Annotated in this window: 15 protein-coding genes; 13 read left to right on the forward strand and 2 right to left on the reverse strand. The window is 70.1% G+C overall.

The window, feature by feature from the left end; all coding sequences use genetic code 11:
- Positions 1-65: 65 nt before the first annotated feature.
- From DSM112329_RS06355 to DSM112329_RS06375, 5 genes are all read left to right on the forward strand, one after another.
- Positions 66-1,397 carry a S8 family peptidase gene (locus tag DSM112329_RS06355; protein ID WP_354700975.1) on the forward strand — a complete coding sequence of 444 codons (1,332 nt, stop codon included), beginning with the start codon at positions 66-68 and terminating at the stop codon, positions 1,395-1,397.
- Positions 1,398-1,513: 116 nt separating this feature from the next.
- Positions 1,514-3,169, forward strand: coding sequence for a circularly permuted type 2 ATP-grasp protein (locus DSM112329_RS06360; protein WP_354700976.1), 1,656 nt, complete (start codon positions 1,514-1,516; stop codon positions 3,167-3,169).
- Positions 3,163-4,131 carry an alpha-E domain-containing protein gene (locus DSM112329_RS06365; RefSeq protein WP_354700977.1) on the forward strand — a complete coding sequence of 323 codons (969 nt, stop codon included), beginning with the start codon at positions 3,163-3,165 and terminating at the stop codon, positions 4,129-4,131. Before DSM112329_RS06360 ends, DSM112329_RS06365 begins: the two co-directional genes overlap by 7 nt.
- Before the next feature lie 9 nt (positions 4,132-4,140).
- On the forward strand, positions 4,141-5,016 hold the full coding sequence (locus DSM112329_RS06370) for a transglutaminase family protein (RefSeq protein WP_354700978.1): 876 nt from the start codon (positions 4,141-4,143) through the stop codon (positions 5,014-5,016).
- Between the two features lie 180 nt (positions 5,017-5,196).
- Entirely contained in the window at positions 5,197-6,129 is a 933-nt protein-coding gene (locus tag DSM112329_RS06375; protein ID WP_354700979.1) for a class I SAM-dependent methyltransferase, read from the forward strand.
- A 155-nt stretch (positions 6,130-6,284) separates the two neighbouring features.
- Here the strand turns inward: DSM112329_RS06375 and DSM112329_RS06380 are convergent, their stop codons facing one another.
- Together DSM112329_RS06380 and DSM112329_RS06385 are read right to left on the reverse strand one after the other, a co-directional pair.
- Complete coding sequence (locus DSM112329_RS06380) at positions 6,285-7,025, reverse strand: DUF899 domain-containing protein (RefSeq protein ID WP_354700980.1); 741 nt, start codon at positions 7,023-7,025, stop codon at positions 6,285-6,287.
- A gap of 90 nt (positions 7,026-7,115) precedes the next feature.
- Entirely contained in the window at positions 7,116-7,940 is an 825-nt protein-coding gene (locus DSM112329_RS06385; protein ID WP_354700981.1) for a DUF4394 domain-containing protein, read from the reverse strand.
- A 205-nt stretch (positions 7,941-8,145) separates the two neighbouring features.
- On the opposite strand from DSM112329_RS06385, the gene rpmG reads away from it, so the two are divergent.
- The 8 genes from rpmG to DSM112329_RS06425 all read left to right on the forward strand — a co-directional run bounded on the left by rpmG (position 8,146) and on the right by DSM112329_RS06425 (position 16,353).
- Positions 8,146-8,310 (forward strand): 50S ribosomal protein L33, encoded by a 165-nt coding sequence (rpmG, locus tag DSM112329_RS06390; protein WP_354700982.1) that lies wholly within the window; start codon positions 8,146-8,148, stop codon positions 8,308-8,310.
- A gap of 15 nt (positions 8,311-8,325) precedes the next feature.
- Positions 8,326-8,619, forward strand: a complete 294-nt coding sequence (secE, locus tag DSM112329_RS06395) for a preprotein translocase subunit SecE (protein WP_354700983.1) — start codon at positions 8,326-8,328, stop codon at positions 8,617-8,619.
- A gap of 33 nt (positions 8,620-8,652) precedes the next feature.
- Positions 8,653-9,174, forward strand: a complete 522-nt coding sequence (nusG, locus tag DSM112329_RS06400) for a transcription termination/antitermination protein NusG (RefSeq protein ID WP_354700984.1) — start codon at positions 8,653-8,655, stop codon at positions 9,172-9,174.
- A 55-nt stretch (positions 9,175-9,229) separates the two neighbouring features.
- Positions 9,230-9,655, forward strand: coding sequence for a 50S ribosomal protein L11 (rplK, locus tag DSM112329_RS06405; protein WP_354700985.1), 426 nt, complete (start codon positions 9,230-9,232; stop codon positions 9,653-9,655).
- Entirely contained in the window at positions 9,655-10,383 is a 729-nt protein-coding gene (gene rplA, locus DSM112329_RS06410; protein ID WP_354700986.1) for a 50S ribosomal protein L1, read from the forward strand. The genes rplK and rplA overlap by 1 nt, the downstream gene beginning before the upstream one ends.
- An 88-nt stretch (positions 10,384-10,471) precedes the next feature.
- Positions 10,472-11,149, forward strand: coding sequence for a 50S ribosomal protein L10 (rplJ, locus tag DSM112329_RS06415; RefSeq protein WP_354700987.1), 678 nt, complete (start codon positions 10,472-10,474; stop codon positions 11,147-11,149).
- 5 nt (positions 11,150-11,154) lie between these two features.
- Positions 11,155-11,535 carry a 50S ribosomal protein L7/L12 gene (gene rplL, locus DSM112329_RS06420; RefSeq protein WP_254572201.1) on the forward strand — a complete coding sequence of 127 codons (381 nt, stop codon included), beginning with the start codon at positions 11,155-11,157 and terminating at the stop codon, positions 11,533-11,535.
- 201 nt (positions 11,536-11,736) lie between these two features.
- The gene (locus DSM112329_RS06425) at positions 11,737-16,353 is read left to right on the forward strand and encodes a hypothetical protein (RefSeq protein ID WP_354700988.1); all 4,617 of its coding nucleotides are present in this window, start codon (positions 11,737-11,739) and stop codon (positions 16,351-16,353) included.
- Positions 16,354-16,364 lie beyond the last annotated feature (11 nt).

Here is a 16,364-nt window from a genome sequence, read left to right on the forward strand (position 1 = left end):
ACAAAACGTCGAAAATGGTCCTTCCGACCGTCAAGCACCGGCGCGTCCGTGCCGAGTCTTGGGGCATGGGTCTTCCGACGATCGCCACGCGCCGCGCCGCTTTCGCGCTCGCAGCGGTCGCCTGTGGCGCCGTGCTGGGGCTCTCGCCGTCCGTCGCGAGCGCCGCCCCGACCGCTCCCGTGACCCCGTCGGACACGCTCTACGCCGACCAGAGCGCGCTGCAGGCCGACGCGGCCATCGGCGCGCCGCAGGCCTGGCGCCTGACCCGCGGCGCCGGCGCCGTGGTCGCCGTCCTGGACACCGGCGTGCTCGAGTCGCACCCGGACCTGACCGGCCAGCTGTGGACGAACAGCGGGGAGGTCGCCGGGAACGGGAAGGACGACGACCGCAACGGCTACGTCGACGACGTGCACGGCGTCGACCTCGTGAACCGCGACGGGGACCCGGCCGACGACGAGGGCCACGGCACCCACATCGCCGGGATCATCGCGGCGAAGGCCGACGGCGACGGCGCGGTCGGCCTGGCCAACCAGGCGAAGATCATGGCGATCAAGGTGCTCGACGCCCGCCGGGGCGGCACCGCCGACACCGTCGCGCAGGGCGTCCTCTACGCCGTCGGCAACGGCGCCGACGTCATCAACATCTCGATCAACGGTGCCGGGACGTCCGAGAGCCTGAAGAGCGCCATCCGGATCGCGGGCGCCGCGGGCGTGCCGGTGGTCGCCTCCGCCGGCAACGACGGCGACAACCTCGGCCTCGTCCCGTCCTACCCCGCGTCCTACCCGGATGCGGCCGTGGTGGGCGTCGGCGCGACCAAGGGCGACACCATCCTTGCGAGCTTCTCGAACTTCGGGCGCGGCGTGGAGCTGACCGCACCCGGGGTCGGGATCCTGTCGACGTCGAGCACGGGTGGATACGAGCTCCGCGACGGCACGTCGATGGCGGCGCCGTTCGTCGCCGCGGCGCTGGCCATGCTGCACAGCGTGCGGCCCGAGCTGGCGGGGACCGAGCTGCAGGCCACGCTGGAGGCCACCGCGCGCCATCCGTCCAACCTGCTCGGCAAGGTCGCTGCCGGCGCGATCGACGTGGCGGCCGCGCTGCGCAGCCTCGTCCCCGAGGACCAGTGGCCGACGCAGGCCGACCCGCCGGTGCTGACCGCGCGGGTCAAGCGCACGACGTCAGGGCGCAGCGGGCGCGCCCTCATCACGTGGACGCTGACGGGCGACGTCTCGCAGGTGAGCCGCTACCGCGTGACCCTCGGCGGCAAGACGCTGGCCCGGCGGAGCGGCGGCGGTGCCCGCGGGCTCTACGTCCCGCGCCGCAAGGGCCGGGCCACGCTCGTCGCGCTGTCGTCCACGGGTGCCCGGATCGCGGTCGCCCGCGTCACCATCAAGTAGTCCGGCGCAGCCTCGCTGCGCGGGTGGCTCGACCCGGTGGACAACAGGCACCCGTGAACTTCCTCCTGCGGGACGGGGGTTGGGGCATGGCCTGCCTGGGAAGATCGCTTACAAGCATGGCCGAGCCGATCATCATCAGAGAGCCCACCGTCTACCGCCCCTCGCCGGAGTACTTCGACGAGGTGTTCGGCGCCGGCGGCATCCCGCACGAGTACGCGTCCCCGCTCGTCGCCGAGCTGCACCGCCTCGGGCCGGAGCAGCTGGCCTCCGCCGGGCGCCGCCGCGACGCGATCTTCATGCAGCAGGGGATCACGTTCGACGCGACCGGGGAGGAGGGGCCCGTCAAGGACCGCCCGTTCCCGCTCGACCTCGTCCCGCGGATCCTGCCGGGCGAGGAGTGGCGGCAGATCAAGCGCGGCCTCGCGCAGCGGATCCGTGCGCTCAACCACTTCGTCGACGACGTCTACCACGCCCGGGAGATCGTCCGTGCGGGGATCGTCCCGTGGAACCTGATCGTCTCGCGCAGCCACTTCGCCCGCGCTGTGCACGGCATCCGGCCGCCTGGCGGCGTCTACTGCCACGTCGCCGGCTGCGACCTCGTCCGGGACAACGACGGCAGCTGGAAGGTCCTCGAGGACAACGTCCGCACGCCGTCGGGCATCTCCTACGTGCTCGAGAACCGCGTGGCCATGACGCGCCTGGTGCCGCAGCTGTTCCAGCACTACAAGGTCCGCCCGGTCGACCACTACCCGCAGCTGCTGCTGGCCGCGCTGCGCGCCGTGGCGCCGTCGACCGACGAGGAGGCCACGGTCGTCGTCTGGACGCCCGGCTCGCTGAACTCGGCCTACTTCGAGCACGCGTTCCTGGCGCGCCAGATGGGCGTCGAGCTCGTGGAGGCGTCCGACCTGGTCGTCCGCGACGACGTCCTCTACATGCGCACGACCTCCGGGCTGCAGCGCGTGCACTCGGTCTACCGGCGACTGGACGACGACTTCGTCGACCCGCTCGAGTTCCGGCCCGACTCCCTGCTGGGCGTCCCGGGCCTCGTGCGCGCCTACCGCGCCGGCACCGTCGCGATCGCCAACGCCTTCGGGACCGGCGTGGCGGACGACAAGGCGATCTACCACTACGTGCCCGAGATGATCGAGTTCTACCTGGGGGAGAAGCCGATCCTCCAGAACGTCAAGACCTACCTGCTCAGCGATCCCGAGCAGCTGGCCTACGTCCTGCCGAAGCTCGACCAGCTCGTGATCAAGCCGACCAGCGAGTCCGGCGGCAAGGGCGTCTTCATCGGGCCGTCGACGCCGGCCGACGAGCTCTCGGCGCTCGCCGACGTGCTCCGCGCCCAGCCCGAGAAGTGGATCGCGCAGGAGGTGGTGAAGCTGTCGACCGTCCCGACGGCCGGCGTCGACGGTGGCCTCTCGGCGCGTCACGTGGACCTGCGCCCGTTCGCGGTCTTCGGCGAGACCATCAAGATCGTGCCCGGTGGCCTGACCCGCGTGGCGATGGTCCCGGGGTCGATGATCGTCAACTCCTCGCGCGGTGGCGGTTCGAAGGACACCTGGGTGCTCGAGGAGGACGGCGTGGACACCGATCGCGCGGAGCCCACGATGGCCGCCACGCTGCCGCCGGCGCTGCCGGACATGCAGTACGGCAGCGAGTGGAGCGGGCAGCAACAGCAGCAGCAGCAGACGTCGGAGGCCGAGGTCGCTGCTCCCGCCGACGCTGACGCTGCCGTCGCCGCTGCCCCGACCGAGGCCGGCTCGTGCTAGCCCGGATCGCGCACGAGCTCTACTGGCTGGGCCGCAACCTCGTCCGCGCGGAGCACACCGCCCGCATGCTGGACGGCGTCTTCTCGGCGGACCTTCAGGGGCGCCCCGACGATCCGAACCGCGTCACGCTCGGCTGGGGCTCGATCCTCGCGATCATGGGCGGCGAGGTCGAGGACGCCGCGACGGTGCGGCGCGACGACGTGCTCTCGTCGCTGACCCTCGACCCGGACAACCCGACCTCCGTCGTCTCGTGCATCGGCCGGGCGCGTGAGGGCGCGCGTACGGTCCGCGACGTCATCTCCACGGAGATGTGGGAGGCGATCAACACCACGAACCTGACGCTGCTGGAGGGCGACCTCTCGGCGCGGCTGCGGACCGGCCCGTACTCGGTGTACCAGTACGTGAAGGAGCGGTCGGCGCTCACGTGGGGCATGACGTCCCGGACGATGCTGCGCGACGAGGCCTCCGCCTTCCTCGCCGCCGGCGGCCGGATCGAGTCGGCCGACATGGTGCTGCGCATGCTGCGCGTCGCGCTCCCGATCCAGGCCGACGTCGAGGACGCCGGCGCGGTCCGCGACGGGCAGGCGATCGCGCTGCTGGCCGCCGTCGGCGGCATCCAGGCCTTCCGCCGCGCGGTCCCCGGTCAGCCGAACGCACTTCCGGTGGCCAACTTCCTCCTGTACGAGCGTGCCTATCCCGACAGCGTCGCGGCGTCCGTCGAGGCGACGCTCGAGGTGCTGCAGCTCGCCGACTCCTCGCCGCGGGCGTCCGAGCCGATGCTGCGCCTCAGCCGCCTCGGCGCCGACCTGGACTTCCAGGCGCGGACCGTCGGCCCGCCCACCCGCGACCTCGGCGCCACCTGCGAGGCCGTCCAGCAGGAGCTGGCGCGCGTCGACCAGGACATCGCCGATCGCTACTTCGCCGGCGCCGCCAGCCCTGGCGTCGTCACCTCCTCGTCGTAGGGACCTCACGTGAACTTCTCGATCCGCTACCTCACCGAGTACCGGTACGACTCGATCGTCACCGACAACCTCAACGCCCTCCGCGTGCGGCCGGCGACCACGTCGACCCAGCGCACGGACGACTTCCACATCCGCACCGACCCGGAGTCCCGGGTCAGCCGCCACACCGACTACTTCGGCACCGAGGTCATCGAGTTCGGCATCCCCAAGCCGCACGACCACCTGACGATCGACGTCCGTGCCCGGGTCGTGACGTCGGCCCCGGCCGAGCCGCCGGAGGCCCCCTGGGACGCGCTGACGACCACGTCCTACGAGGCGGCCGGTGGCGAGTTCCTGCTCCCGGTCGGCGACGAGCCGGACCCGGAGCTGCTGGGCGACCTCATCGGCGTGGTGCGCGCCTCGAGCCCGCTCGCCACCCTCCGCCTGCTCTGCGAGATCATCCCCGACCGCTTCCGCTACGACCAGAACGCGACCTACGTCGGATCGACCGTCGAGGACCTCCTCAAGGGTGGTGGCGGTGTCTGCCAGGACTTCGTCCACCTCGGGGTCGTGCTGCTGCGGGCCCACGGCATCGCCGCGCGGTACGTCTCCGGCTACCTCTGGGCGGCCCCGCAGGACGGCGGCAGCGACTCGATGGAAGTCCACACCCACGCCTGGGTCGAGGCGCTGATGCCGGGGACGGACGGCCACGGCGAGCCCGTGTGGGTCGGTGCGGACCCGACGAACCGCCGGCTCGCGGGGGAGACCCACGTCAAGGTCGGCCACGGCCGCAACTACACCGATGTCCCGCCGGTGAAGGGGGTCTACCGCGGCAATGCGTCGACGGAGCTCAGCGCCTCCGTCCAGATGACCCGCCTGGACCCGGCCTCCTCCGCCCGCGCCTGACCGGGGCACCCGTCCCCAGGGCCTGAAGGCCCGTGGGCGCGAACGGGTGAATGTCGATTCACCAGGCCCGGAGCCGTGTGATCCGCCACTGGCGTCGCCGGACATGCGGTGAATGTCGATTCACCCGGCTGGGGGCCGTGCGATCCGCCACTCGCGTCGCCGGACCGTAGCCTTGCCTCCGTGACCGGCCTGCCCCCGCTGCCTCCACGCGAGATCGCCACGTACGTCGTCGGCGGCGTCGCGGGCGACGACTGGGCCGCCGACTACGACCGCGTCGGCCGCGAGGTCGTTGCCGCGCTCCTGCCGCTGACCGACCCGGAGGCGCTGGCGGGCGGGCGGCTGCTGGACTTCGGCTGCGGTTCGGGCCGGATCCTGCGGCACCTGATCCGCGCCGTGCCCGGCACGGAGCTGCACGGCTGCGACATCGACGCGACCTCCGTCGAGTGGGTGCAGGCGAACCTCGCCCCGCGGTGCCGGGCCGTCGTCGCTCCGCCGCAGCCGCCGCTGCCGTTCGCCGACGGGTGTTTCGACGTCGTCTGGGCCGTGTCGGTCTTCTCCCAGATCCACGAGGGCTGGGCCGACTGGCTGCTCGAGCTCCGGCGGGTCCTGCGTCCCGGGGGGACGCTGGTGGCGAGCTTCATGGGCGCAGCCGTCGCCCCCGAGGTCACCGGCCGGACCGTGGCCGACGACGACATCGGCATGAGCGTCCACGGCGCCGGGCGGCCGTGGGCGGCCGGGGGGCCGATGGTCCTCCACGGCGGGTGGTGGCTCCGCGCGCACTACGGCCGTGCCTTCGAGGTCGTCGAGCACCGCCCCGCCGCGATGCGAGGCCAGGACGTCCTGGTGCTCCGCCGTCCCCCGGCGGACGTCCCGGCCCCGTCCCCCGCGGACCTGATCGCCCCAGAACCGGACGAGCCGCGCGAGCTCACCGCGGCCCTGGCGGACGTCGCCCGTCTACACGCCGATCACGCCGCGCTCAACGCCGCTCACGACGCCTACGCGCAGGCCTACGCGGACGAGGCGCAGAAGTCCGCGGCACTGAGCGCTCGCATCGCCGAGCTCGAACGCCAGGCTGCGCTGCCGCGAGGTCGCGGCCGTCGGCGTAACGCGTAGGCCGGCGGTCGCGGCGGCCGCGGGCAGCGACCAATCGCGGTCGCTGACAGGTTCGCGTACGGATGAGGTGCAAAAGCTGTCAGCGGCAGGCGGGGACGGGCCCCGCGAACGGCCCGTCCGCAGGGCCGGCCACTCGGGCCCCGTCCTCAGCCCGCTCAGCGAGCGAAGTCGGGGCTGTTGCCCCGCACATCGTCCGAGCGGCCCTTCGGCTCCTCCCAGTCCTCCTGGCGGCCCAGTGGCGTGAGGTCCAGCCAGTAGTACGAGCCGCCCGTCATCTCCGCCCCGCGCGCGAAGCTCGAGTAGGTGTGGAAGACCTCGTCGCCGCTGCGCAGGAACACGCTCATGCCGGGCATCTCCCACGGCTGGTCGGTCACCAGGTCGAATCCGCGCTTGGTGTGCTCCGCAGCCGAGCGGTAGTTGTACTCACCCGGCGTCACGGAGTCGTCGATCGTCACGTGGAAGTCGTAGTTGAAGTCGCTTCCGAACGACGAGACCCAGGGGAACGTCCAGCCCCTGCGCGCCTTGTAGTCCGCGATCGTCTCCAGGCGCGCCCGCGAGACGTAGGTGAACGCCGTGTTCCGCGTGGCCAGGTGCTCGAGCAGGCCGGGGGAGACCTCGTCCGCGCCCGCCGTGCAGCTGGGGCACCCGTCCGTCCAGTCCGGGTCGAACATGAAGTGCCCGACCATCAGCTGCGGGTGCTCGCCGAACAGCTCGAGCAGCGTGACGCGGCCGTCCGGGCCGTCGAAGGCGTACTCCTTCTCGACGCGGACCATCGGCAGGCGCCGGCGCTCGGCGTTGAGCTCGTCCCGCGCCCGGGTCGCCGCCTTCTCCTTCTCGAGCAGGGTGACGCGGGCGGCCCGCCATTCGTCGGGGGACACGATCTCGGGCAGGGTCATGAGGCGCTCCTTGCGGTCGGGTTGTGCATCACCACAACGACGCCGACGGCAGCCGCTTCTCATCGGCCACCGTCGACGTCTGACAGCCGCCTACCCGATAACCGTCAGTCCCACCAGGGTCCGCGGTGCGCCGGTCGCGCCGATCCGACCGATCTTCGTCGCCTTGCCGGTGGTGACGTTCACGCGGTAGAGGAGCGTCCCCACGCGGCGCTTGACCTTGAGCGTCGCGAACGCCTCGCCGGCGGCGCTGATGTCGAAGGCGACCGGGTTCGTCACGTCGCCCGCGCCGAGCGTCCCGATCGTCTTGAGGCCGCCGTCGTTCGGCGGGTCCTGGAGGACGAGCGAGTCGGTCGTGCTGTCGATGTTCAGCAGCTGCGTCGTCGTCGCGCCCATGACGTTGTTCGTGTAGGCGGACCCGACGACGGTCGCGACCTTGCCGGCGTTGGCGTCACCCGTGGCGTAGTTCAGGGACTTGTCCGTGGCGGCCACCGCACCGGTGTCCGGATGCAGGCGCAGGTTCTGGGTGAAGTTCGAGGTCAGGCGGATGCGGTCGACCGTCGGGTTGAAGTCCCAGCCGAAGCCGGTGCCGAACAGCTTCGTCGCGAGCGGGCCGCTGCCGACGACCGTGGCCTTGCCCGTCGTGATGTCGACCCGGTAGATCGTGCTGGACGACCCGATCGCGTAGAGCGAGCTGTTCGCCGGGCGCCGGTCGAGGCCGACGATGCGGTCGCCGGCGGTCAGCCCGGAGATCGCGGTCGTCTTCGCGATCTTCTTGGGGCTGCTCGAGCTGAACGTGAGCAGGCGGTTCGACGTGTCGACGCCGGTCAGGGTCGCCGCGGACGCGCCGGCGGCGGGGACGGCGACGCCCAGGGCGGTCGCGAGGGCGAGGGTCCGTGCGGTACGTGAGGAGAACATGCCGGGTTCTTCGTAAGAGATCACTTAGGGGTTCACTTCTCTCAGGCTTCCCCCTGGCGCCGGCTCGCTAGCACCCCCGCCGGTCGTGAAACCCGGCCCTGCGCTATCCTCGTCCAGTGACTCGCTCCGGGGCGGGTCTTTTCTTTGCCCCGGTTCCGATGTCCTGACCCGTCTTACCCACCTTCTTTTCACATCGGGAGCCCGTATGGCCCGCGGAGACGTGCGCATTGCTGTAACCCTCGCCTGCGAGGACTGCAAGCGGCGCAACTACCAGACGAACAAGAGCAAGCGGAACAATCCGGACCGCATTGCCATGAGCAAGTACTGCAAGTGGTGCCGCTCTCATACCAGTCACAAGGAGACCCGCTGACCCGGGGACTCTGACGTGGCTGATTCCTCACAAGACGAGCCGGAGATCGACGACGTGTCGCTCGAGAAGGCCGCCCTCGCCGGCGCCCCCTCGGCAGCGGCGCTGCCGGCCGCCCCGACGCCCAAGGGCATCGGGCGCTTCTCCTCGTTCCTGCGCGCGTCGTGGGCCGAGCTGCAGCGCGTGCAGTGGCCCGACCGCGGCCAGGTCGGCCAGGCGACAGCCGTCGTCATCGGCTTCGTGATCGTCGCAGGCGCCTACCTCGGCCTTGCCGACGCGCTCGCCAAAGAGCTCGTCGACTTCATCCTCTAGGCCTCGGGCGCAGAAGAGAGTTACCGAAGAACCATGTTTCGCTGGTACGTCGTCAACACCTACTCGGGCCACGAGAAGAAGGTCAAGCAGAACATCGAGCATCGCGCGGAGACGCTCGGCCAGAAGCGCTACCTGCGCCAGGTCGTGATCCCCACCGAGACGGTCTCCGAGATGAAGGAGAACGTGAAGGTCACCTCGGAGAAGCGCACGATGCCCGGTTACGTGCTGATCAACCTCGATCTCAACGAGAACTCGTGGCAGCTCGTCAAGGGCACCCCCGGCGTGACCGGGTTCGTCGGCGCGGCCAACGAGCCGGTTCCGCTGACCCAGCCGGAGGTCGACCGCCTGCTGCACCGCGAGGTCGCGCAGAAGGTCGCAACGAAGGCGCAGTTCACGATCGGCGAATCGGTCAAGGTCGTCCACGGCCCCCTGTCGGACTTCTCGGGAGAGATCTCGGAGGTCAACCAGGAGCAGGCCAAGCTCAAGGTGCTTGTGTCAATCTTCGGCCGCGAGACGCCGGTCGAAGTGGGCTTCGACCAAGTCAAGAAGATTTAAACATCCGCGACGACCACTCCCCCGGACAGGCCGGGGCCGTGGCAGGAGATAGGAAATGGCAAAGAAGGTCCTCACCACCATCAAGCTGCAGGCTGCGGGCGGACAGGCCAGCCCGGCACCCCCGGTCGGCCCCGCGCTGGGTCAGCACGGCATCAACATCATGGAGTTCTGCAAGGCGTTCAACGCGCAGACCCAGGGTGACCAGGGCACGACGATCCCCGTCGTCATCACCGTGTACGAGGATCGCTCGTTCACGTTCGTCACCAAGACGCCGCCCGCGGCCGTCCTGATCCGTCAGGCCCTGTCGATCGACAAGGGCTCGTCCGAGCCGCAGAAGACCAAGGTCGGCAAGCTCACGCAGGCCCAGATCGTGGGCATCGCGGAGAAGAAGCTGCCGGACCTGAACGCCAACGACATCGACGCCGCGGTCAAGATCATCGCCGGCACCGCCCGCTCGATGGGCGTGGAGGTAGAGGCCTGATGCCCAAGCACGGCAAGAGCTACAACGAAGTCAAGGCCAAGGTCGACCGCAACGCGGAGATCTCCCCGGCGGCCGCCGTCAAGCTCGTCAAGGAGCTCAAGCGCGCGAAGTTCACCGAGTCGATCGAGATCCACGTCCGCACCGGCCTGAACGTCCGCCACGCCGACGAGCAGCTCCGCGGCACCATCGCGCTGCCGCACGGCCTCGGCAAGGAAGTCACGATCGCCGTGTTCGCCCGTGGCGACAAGGCCGCCGAGGCGACTGCCGCCGGCGCCGACATCGTCGGCGACGAGGACCTGGCCAAGCGCGTCGAGGAGGGCTTCACCGATTTCGACGTCGCCATCGCGACGCCGGACATGATGCCGCTCGTCGGCCGCCTGGGCCGCGTGCTCGGCCCGTCGGGCAAGATGCCGAACCCGAAGGTCGGCACCGTGACGATGGACGTCGCGAAGGCCGTCACCGAGGCGAAGGCCGGCAAGGTGGAGTACCGCACCGACCGCACCGCGATCGTGCACCTCACCATCGGCAAGGTCGACTTCCCCGACCAGCAGCTGCTCGAGAACTACGCCGCCGTCATCGACGAGCTGATGCGTGCCAAGCCGTCCGCGGCCAAGGGCAAGTACATCAAGTCGATCACCATGGCCTCGACCATGGGCCCCGGCGTGAAGGTCGACCCCACTCGTACCAAGGACATCCTCGAGGAGGCAGCGTCCGCAGCCGCGGCGTAGCCACCACCCTCGAGGCCACCCAAGACCCGCGGCCGGCCGGCGCACCCCCAACGGTGCGCCGGGCTGCTAAGCCCGCGACAGGAGGCTCATGAACAGAGAGCAGAAAGCCGCGGCGATCGAAGAGATCGTCGGCCAGATCCAGGAGTCCGAGGCGATCTTCGCCGTGGACTACCGCGGGATCACCGTTGCGCAGATCGCCGAGCTGCGCACCAAGCTGGCCGAGTCCGACGCCTCGCTGCGCGTCGTGAAGAACACGCTGACGGAGCGTGCGGCAACGCAGACCGAGACCGAGGCCCTGAAGGCGCTCCTGTCCGGTCCGACCGCACTCGCGTTCGTCCGTGGCGATGTCGCCGCGGCCGCGAAGGCGCTCGCCGACGCCCAGAAGGCGACGACGTTCCTCGCCTTCAAGGGTGGCGTCCTGAACGGGGAGGCGCTCGACGCCGACCAGATCACGGCGCTCTCGAAGCTCCCGACCCGCGAGGTGCTCTACCAGCAGCTCGTCGGTCTCGTCGCATCCCCGATCTCGGGCCTGGCCCGGAGCCTCAACGGGCTCATCGGTGGTCTGGCGATCGCGCTCGACGGCGTGCGCGAGAAGAAGGAGTCGGGCGAGATTCCGTCTGGCGATGCACCGGCCCCGGCCGCTGCTCCCGCCGCAGAAGAGGCGGCTCCGGCCGCCGAAGAAGCTCCCGCAGATGTGGCTCCGGCCGTTGACGCACCTGCCGCCGATGCGGCCGATACCACTGACACGACCCCCCAGGAGGACTGAAACACATGAGCACCACCGCTGAATGGATCGAAGAGCTGAAGAGCATCTCCGTGCTCGAGCTGTCTGAGCGCATCAAGGCGCTCGAAGAGGAGTTCGGCGTCTCCGCGACGGCCGTGGCCGCTGCGGCGCCCGCGGGCGGCGGCGGCGACGCCGGCGGCGCGGCCGAGGAGGAGTCCACCACGCGTGACGTCATCCTCACCGCGGCCGGCGACAAGAAGATCCAGGTCATCAAGGTCGTCCGCGCGGCGACCGGCCTTGGCCTGAAGGAGGCGAAGGCCCTCGTCGACGAGGCGCCGAAGCCGATCAAGGAAGGCCTGGAGAAGGACGAGGCCGAGAAGCTCAAGGCCGAGCTGGAAGAGGCCGGCGGAAGCGTCGAGCTGAAGTAACCGGCTGCGCCCGCACGGGCGCGCCTGAATCACGAGTTGTCAGAGGGGCGCCCACGGGCGCCCCTCTGTCGTTCCGCCGCGAACTTCGGGGCCTATCCGATCGGATGATGCGCGGCTCACCCAATCGGCTTATAGGACGGATTCCGATGCTGTCCGGGCAGATGAGTACGGCACCGTGGCGCTCGACTGATAATCGCTGCCATGGGATCAGGCACGTCTGTCGTCCGGTGGGTCACCGCGGCGCTCATCGCAACCGTCGCAGCGCTAGGGCTGCTCACCGCGTCGGCTTCAGCCGACCAGAACTTCTCGAAGCGCTTCCAGACGAACGACACCGGCGACATCCTCGCGATCGCCAACACGCTGATGACGTGTCCGCCCGGGTCCAGCTCCAACGGGAACGGGGCGAGCGTCCCCTGTGCGACAGCCCAGCAGGTGGGGCCGACGTCCGCTGCGAACGACGCGTACAACAACAACTTCAACATGGCGTTCGTCGACACCGACGGCGACCCGGCGACGACGCTGAACTCGTCCACGGCCCAGCTGTCGCTCCCCGCCGGCGCCCAGGTGCTGTTCGCGGGGCTCTACTGGGCCGGCGACGCCTCGGGCGGCTCCAACGCCCTCCTGGCGGCCCGCAACACCGTCGACTTCAAGGTCCCCGGCGGCTCGTACCAGCAGCTGGTCGCCGCCAACAACGCGACGGACTTCATCACCTCCACCGCCAACCCCGCGCGCTTCCAGGCCTTCAAGGACGTCACGAGCCTCGTCGCCGCGGCCGGCAACGGCACCTACTCGGTCGGCGACGTCCAGGCCACCACCGGCGCCGACCACTACGCCGGCTGGTCGCTGGTCATCGCCTACCGCGACACCGCGCAGCCTGCGCGCAACCTGACCGTCTTCGACGGCCTCAGGTCGGTCACCAACGGCCAGTCCGTGACCATCCCCGTGTCCGGCTTCCTGACCCCGCCGCAGGGCCAGGTCAAGACCGAGCTCGGCTTCATCACGTACGAGGGCGACCACGGCCTCGTCGGCGACTCGGCGCGCCTGAACACCACGACCCTGGGCGACGCGCAGCACCCGGCCGACAACTTCTTCAACTCACGCATCAGCCGCGACGGCTCGCTCGTCGGCAACAAGAACCCCAACTACGCCAACCAGATGGGCATGGACGTCGCGTTCACGCCGGCCAACGGCGTGCTCGCCAACAACGCCACCAGCGCGAACATCACCGTCAGCACGGTGGGTGACGTCTTCATCCCCGGCGTCATCACGTTCGCCACCGAGATCTACGCGCCGAAGATCGACCAGACCAAGACGGTCACGGACGACAACGGCGGCGACGTCCTGCAGGGCGACGTCCTGACCTACACGGTCACGGGCAAGAACAACGGCCTGGACGGCGCCACGGGCTTCGTGCTCCGCGACCCGATCCCGGCCAACACCACCTTCGTCCCCGGCTCGATCGTCATCAGCAACCCCTCTGGCGCCAGCACCGGCGGTGCCTCGGATGCCACGGACAACGACCGTGCCGAGTTCGAGGCGGGCAACAACCGCGTCGTCGCGCGGCTCGGCGTCGGATCGAACCAGAACACGGGCGGCAACGTGATGCCCGGCAACACGTACTCGCTGACGTTCAAGGTGAAGGTCAACGGTCCGGCCACGTTCCCGGTCCCGTCCGGCACGCAGCTGACGAACACCGCGACCGCGAGCTTCTTCTCGCAGACGACCGCCACGCCGCTGACCGCGGTCAGCACCGCTCAGACGCAGGTCGTCGCCGCGCCGGACCTGACGATCAACAAGGCCCGGACCGGCGCCGCCTTCGTCATCGGCGGCACGTCGGCCTACACGCTGAAGACGCGCAACATCGGCGATGCCCCGACCAGCGGCACCGTCACCATCAGCGACCCGCTCCCGTCCAACCTGACGGTCGCCAACATCAACGCGCCGAACTGGAACTGCGGCGCCTCGACGGCGACCACGGTCACCTGCACCCGCACCGACGCGCTGGGGATCAACCTTGCCTACGACGACATCGTCGTCACGGTGAACGTCAACCCCGGCACGCCGATCAACACCCCGCTCCCCAACACCGCGACGGTCTCGGGCGGCGGCGACTCCAAGCTGGGCAACAACCAGTCGACCGACACCTCGCCGGCGACGGACATCGCCGACATCAGGCTCGAGAAGACCGCGTCAAAGAGCCCGGTCAACATCGGCGAGCAGCTCACCTTCACCCTCAAGGTCACGAACCTCGGCCCGTCGCCCGCCACCTCCGTGGCGATCAGCGACGCGATCCCGGGTGAGTTCACCTACATCAGCAACGACGGCGGTTGCGTCTTCACGCCGCCGACCGGCACCCTCGGGTGCGCCGTCGGCACGCTCGCCTCGGGTGCCTCCAAGACGATCGTCGTGACGGTCCGCGCCGAAGCCGATGGAGCGACCCGCTCGATCACCAACACGGCGACGGCGTCCGCGCAGCAGAACGACCCGACGCCCGGCAACAACACGGCGACCTCGACCGTCGCCATCACCGGCGTCGACCTGGCGCTGACCAAGGAGGTCATCGCCCCCGCCCCGCCCGCCTCGGTGAGCGTCGGCGGCCAGATCACCTACCGCATCACGGTGAAGAACAACGGCCCCTCGGACGGCACCGCGATCGTCGTCAAGGACGCGCTGCCGACGAACCTGTCGAACGTGACGACCAACAAGCCGGCCCAGTGCGACATCGTCGCGGGTGAGCTCACCTGCCTCGCCGGCAGCCTCGCTGCGGGCGCCGAGTACACGGTGGAGGTGACCGGCACCGTCACGGGCGGCACCGACGTCACCAACAACGCGGGTGTCGGCGGCGCCGAGCCGGATCCGGACCCGGGCAACAACACCGGCACGACGACCACCCCGGTCACGGCCCCCAACAACGCCGACCTCGGCGTCGTCAAGACGGCCGGTTCCGCCACGGCCACGACCGGCACCAACCTGGTCTACACGCTCAACGTGACCAACACGGGCCCCGACACCGCCACCGGCGCGGTCGTGACCGACAGCATCCCGGCGGGGACGACCTTCGTGTCGGCTTCCAACGGGTGCACCGAGAGCGGCGGCATCGTGACCTGCGCGCTCGGCGACATCCCGAGCGGTGACAGCCGCCAGGTGACCATCACGGTCGCCGTCACGGCCACCACCGGCGACGTCGTCAACACGGCGACGGTCACCGGGACGTCGATCGACCCGAACCCGGGCAACAACACCTCGACGGTGACGACCCCGGTCGGCGCCAACGCCGATGTGTCGATCGTCAAGACCGTCGACAACGCGACGCCGATCTCGGGCGACACGATCGTCTACACCCTCGTCGCCCGGAACAACGGCAACGAGCCCGCCAACGGTGTCGTCGTCAAGGACACCCTGCCCGCCGGCGTGACGTTCCAGAGCGTCACCGGGCCGAACTGCACGCAGGCCGCCGGTGTCGTCACCTGCAACGTGGGGACGCTTGCTCCCGGCGCCACGGCGACGATCAAGATCACCGCGAAGGTCTCCGCCCTCCCGGGCGGCGTCTCGGCCCACGATCACCAGTTCACGGTGAACAAGGTCGAGAACCAGGTCGACATCGATCCGGGCCAGACCCGCACGGTGAGCATCGACTGCGGTCCCGGCTTCGTCCTGACCGACGGCTCGCTCCGGACCGACGCGGTCGACCAGGGCACGGGCGACCTCGGCTCGGTGCAGGTCATCACCCAGAAGGGCACGTCGCCCTCCGGCTACACCGCGACCGTCCGCAACGACGCGACCGGCCGTGCCCAGGCGAAGGTCTTCGGGGTCTGCCTGAGCTCGAGCACCTCCAACGAGGCCGGCCACTCGCACGACGTGATCGTGACCGACCCGGTGTCCACGACGACCGGGGTCGTCAACGGGCGCCCGTCCACCACCATCGAGTGTGGCCCGGGCAAGACGCCGATCCAGCCGGGTTGGGACGGACTCGGCACCGGCCGGATCCTGACCTCCGAGCCCACGCCTGGTGGCACCGGCTGGACGTTCGTGGCCGACGGCGCCGCGACCTTCTCGGTCCGCTGCCTGGACCAGAACGTGACCGTGGTGAACGGCCACACGCACACGCTCGGTCTCGAGCGCCGCACCAAGACGATCACCGTCGCTCCCGGCCAGACGGCCGAGGTCGAGGTCATCTGCGGTGACAACGCCAAGGGCATCGTCGGCGACTGGTCCATCGATCCGGGCCTCGTCCCGCTCGGCAACGACCCCCGCCCGAAGGCCCGCACGTTCAAGTTCTACAACCCCACCGGGGCTCCGCTGAACGCACGTGTCGGCCTGCTGTGCCTGAACGACCGCACCGGTCCGGCGACCGGCACCGACCGGATCATCAACACGGGCACGGTCAGCACGACCAGCCCCGACAGCAACGCCGCGAACAACAGCTCGTCCGCGACCGTCGTCGTCGGCGGCAGCTCCCTGCTCAACCGCTCCGGGCGCGCCCGGGTCAGCGGCAGCACGGTCCTGGTCCGCGGCCTCAAGGCCACGGTCCGCGTCGCCTGCCTCAAGGGCGGCCCGGCGTGTGTCGGCACCGTGCAGATCAAGACGATGACCAACCGCAAGGTCGCCTCGAAGAAGTACGCGGTGAAGGCCGCCAAGACGGGCAACCTGGTGATCACCGCGAAGGCGTTCAAGACGCTGAAGCGGGCGAAGTTCATCGTCACCGGCCGCGACGGCCGCAAGGTCACGCAGACGATCAAGTTCAAGAAGGCACCGGTGAAGAAGGCGACGGCCAAGAAGAAGGCCGCGACCAAGAAGGTGTCGATCAAGCGGGCGTGAGCCAGACCGGG

The sequence above is a fragment of the Paraconexibacter sp. AEG42_29 genome (assembly GCF_040581415.1).
GTDB lineage: Bacteria > Actinomycetota > Thermoleophilia > Solirubrobacterales > Solirubrobacteraceae > Paraconexibacter.

What these genes read in the sequence shown, in the direction of transcription:
- DSM112329_RS06355 (WP_354700975.1), top strand. Translation starts at nt 66, where the DNA reads ATGGGTCTTCCGACGATCGCCACGCGCCGCGCCGCTTTCGCGCTCGCA.
- DSM112329_RS06360 (WP_354700976.1), top strand. Translation starts at nt 1,514, where the DNA reads ATGGCCGAGCCGATCATCATCAGAGAGCCCACCGTCTACCGCCCCTCG.
- DSM112329_RS06380 (WP_354700980.1), bottom strand. Translation starts at nt 7,025, where the DNA reads ATGACCCTGCCCGAGATCGTGTCCCCCGACGAATGGCGGGCCGCCCGC.
- DSM112329_RS06385 (WP_354700981.1), bottom strand. Translation starts at nt 7,940, where the DNA reads ATGTTCTCCTCACGTACCGCACGGACCCTCGCCCTCGCGACCGCCCTG.
- rpmG (WP_354700982.1), top strand. Translation starts at nt 8,146, where the DNA reads ATGGCCCGCGGAGACGTGCGCATTGCTGTAACCCTCGCCTGCGAGGAC.
- nusG (WP_354700984.1), top strand. Translation starts at nt 8,653, where the DNA reads ATGTTTCGCTGGTACGTCGTCAACACCTACTCGGGCCACGAGAAGAAG.
- rplK (WP_354700985.1), top strand. Translation starts at nt 9,230, where the DNA reads ATGGCAAAGAAGGTCCTCACCACCATCAAGCTGCAGGCTGCGGGCGGA.
- rplA (WP_354700986.1), top strand. Translation starts at nt 9,655, where the DNA reads ATGCCCAAGCACGGCAAGAGCTACAACGAAGTCAAGGCCAAGGTCGAC.
- rplJ (WP_354700987.1), top strand. Translation starts at nt 10,472, where the DNA reads ATGAACAGAGAGCAGAAAGCCGCGGCGATCGAAGAGATCGTCGGCCAG.
- rplL (WP_254572201.1), top strand. Translation starts at nt 11,155, where the DNA reads ATGAGCACCACCGCTGAATGGATCGAAGAGCTGAAGAGCATCTCCGTG.
- DSM112329_RS06425 (WP_354700988.1), top strand. Translation starts at nt 11,737, where the DNA reads ATGGGATCAGGCACGTCTGTCGTCCGGTGGGTCACCGCGGCGCTCATC.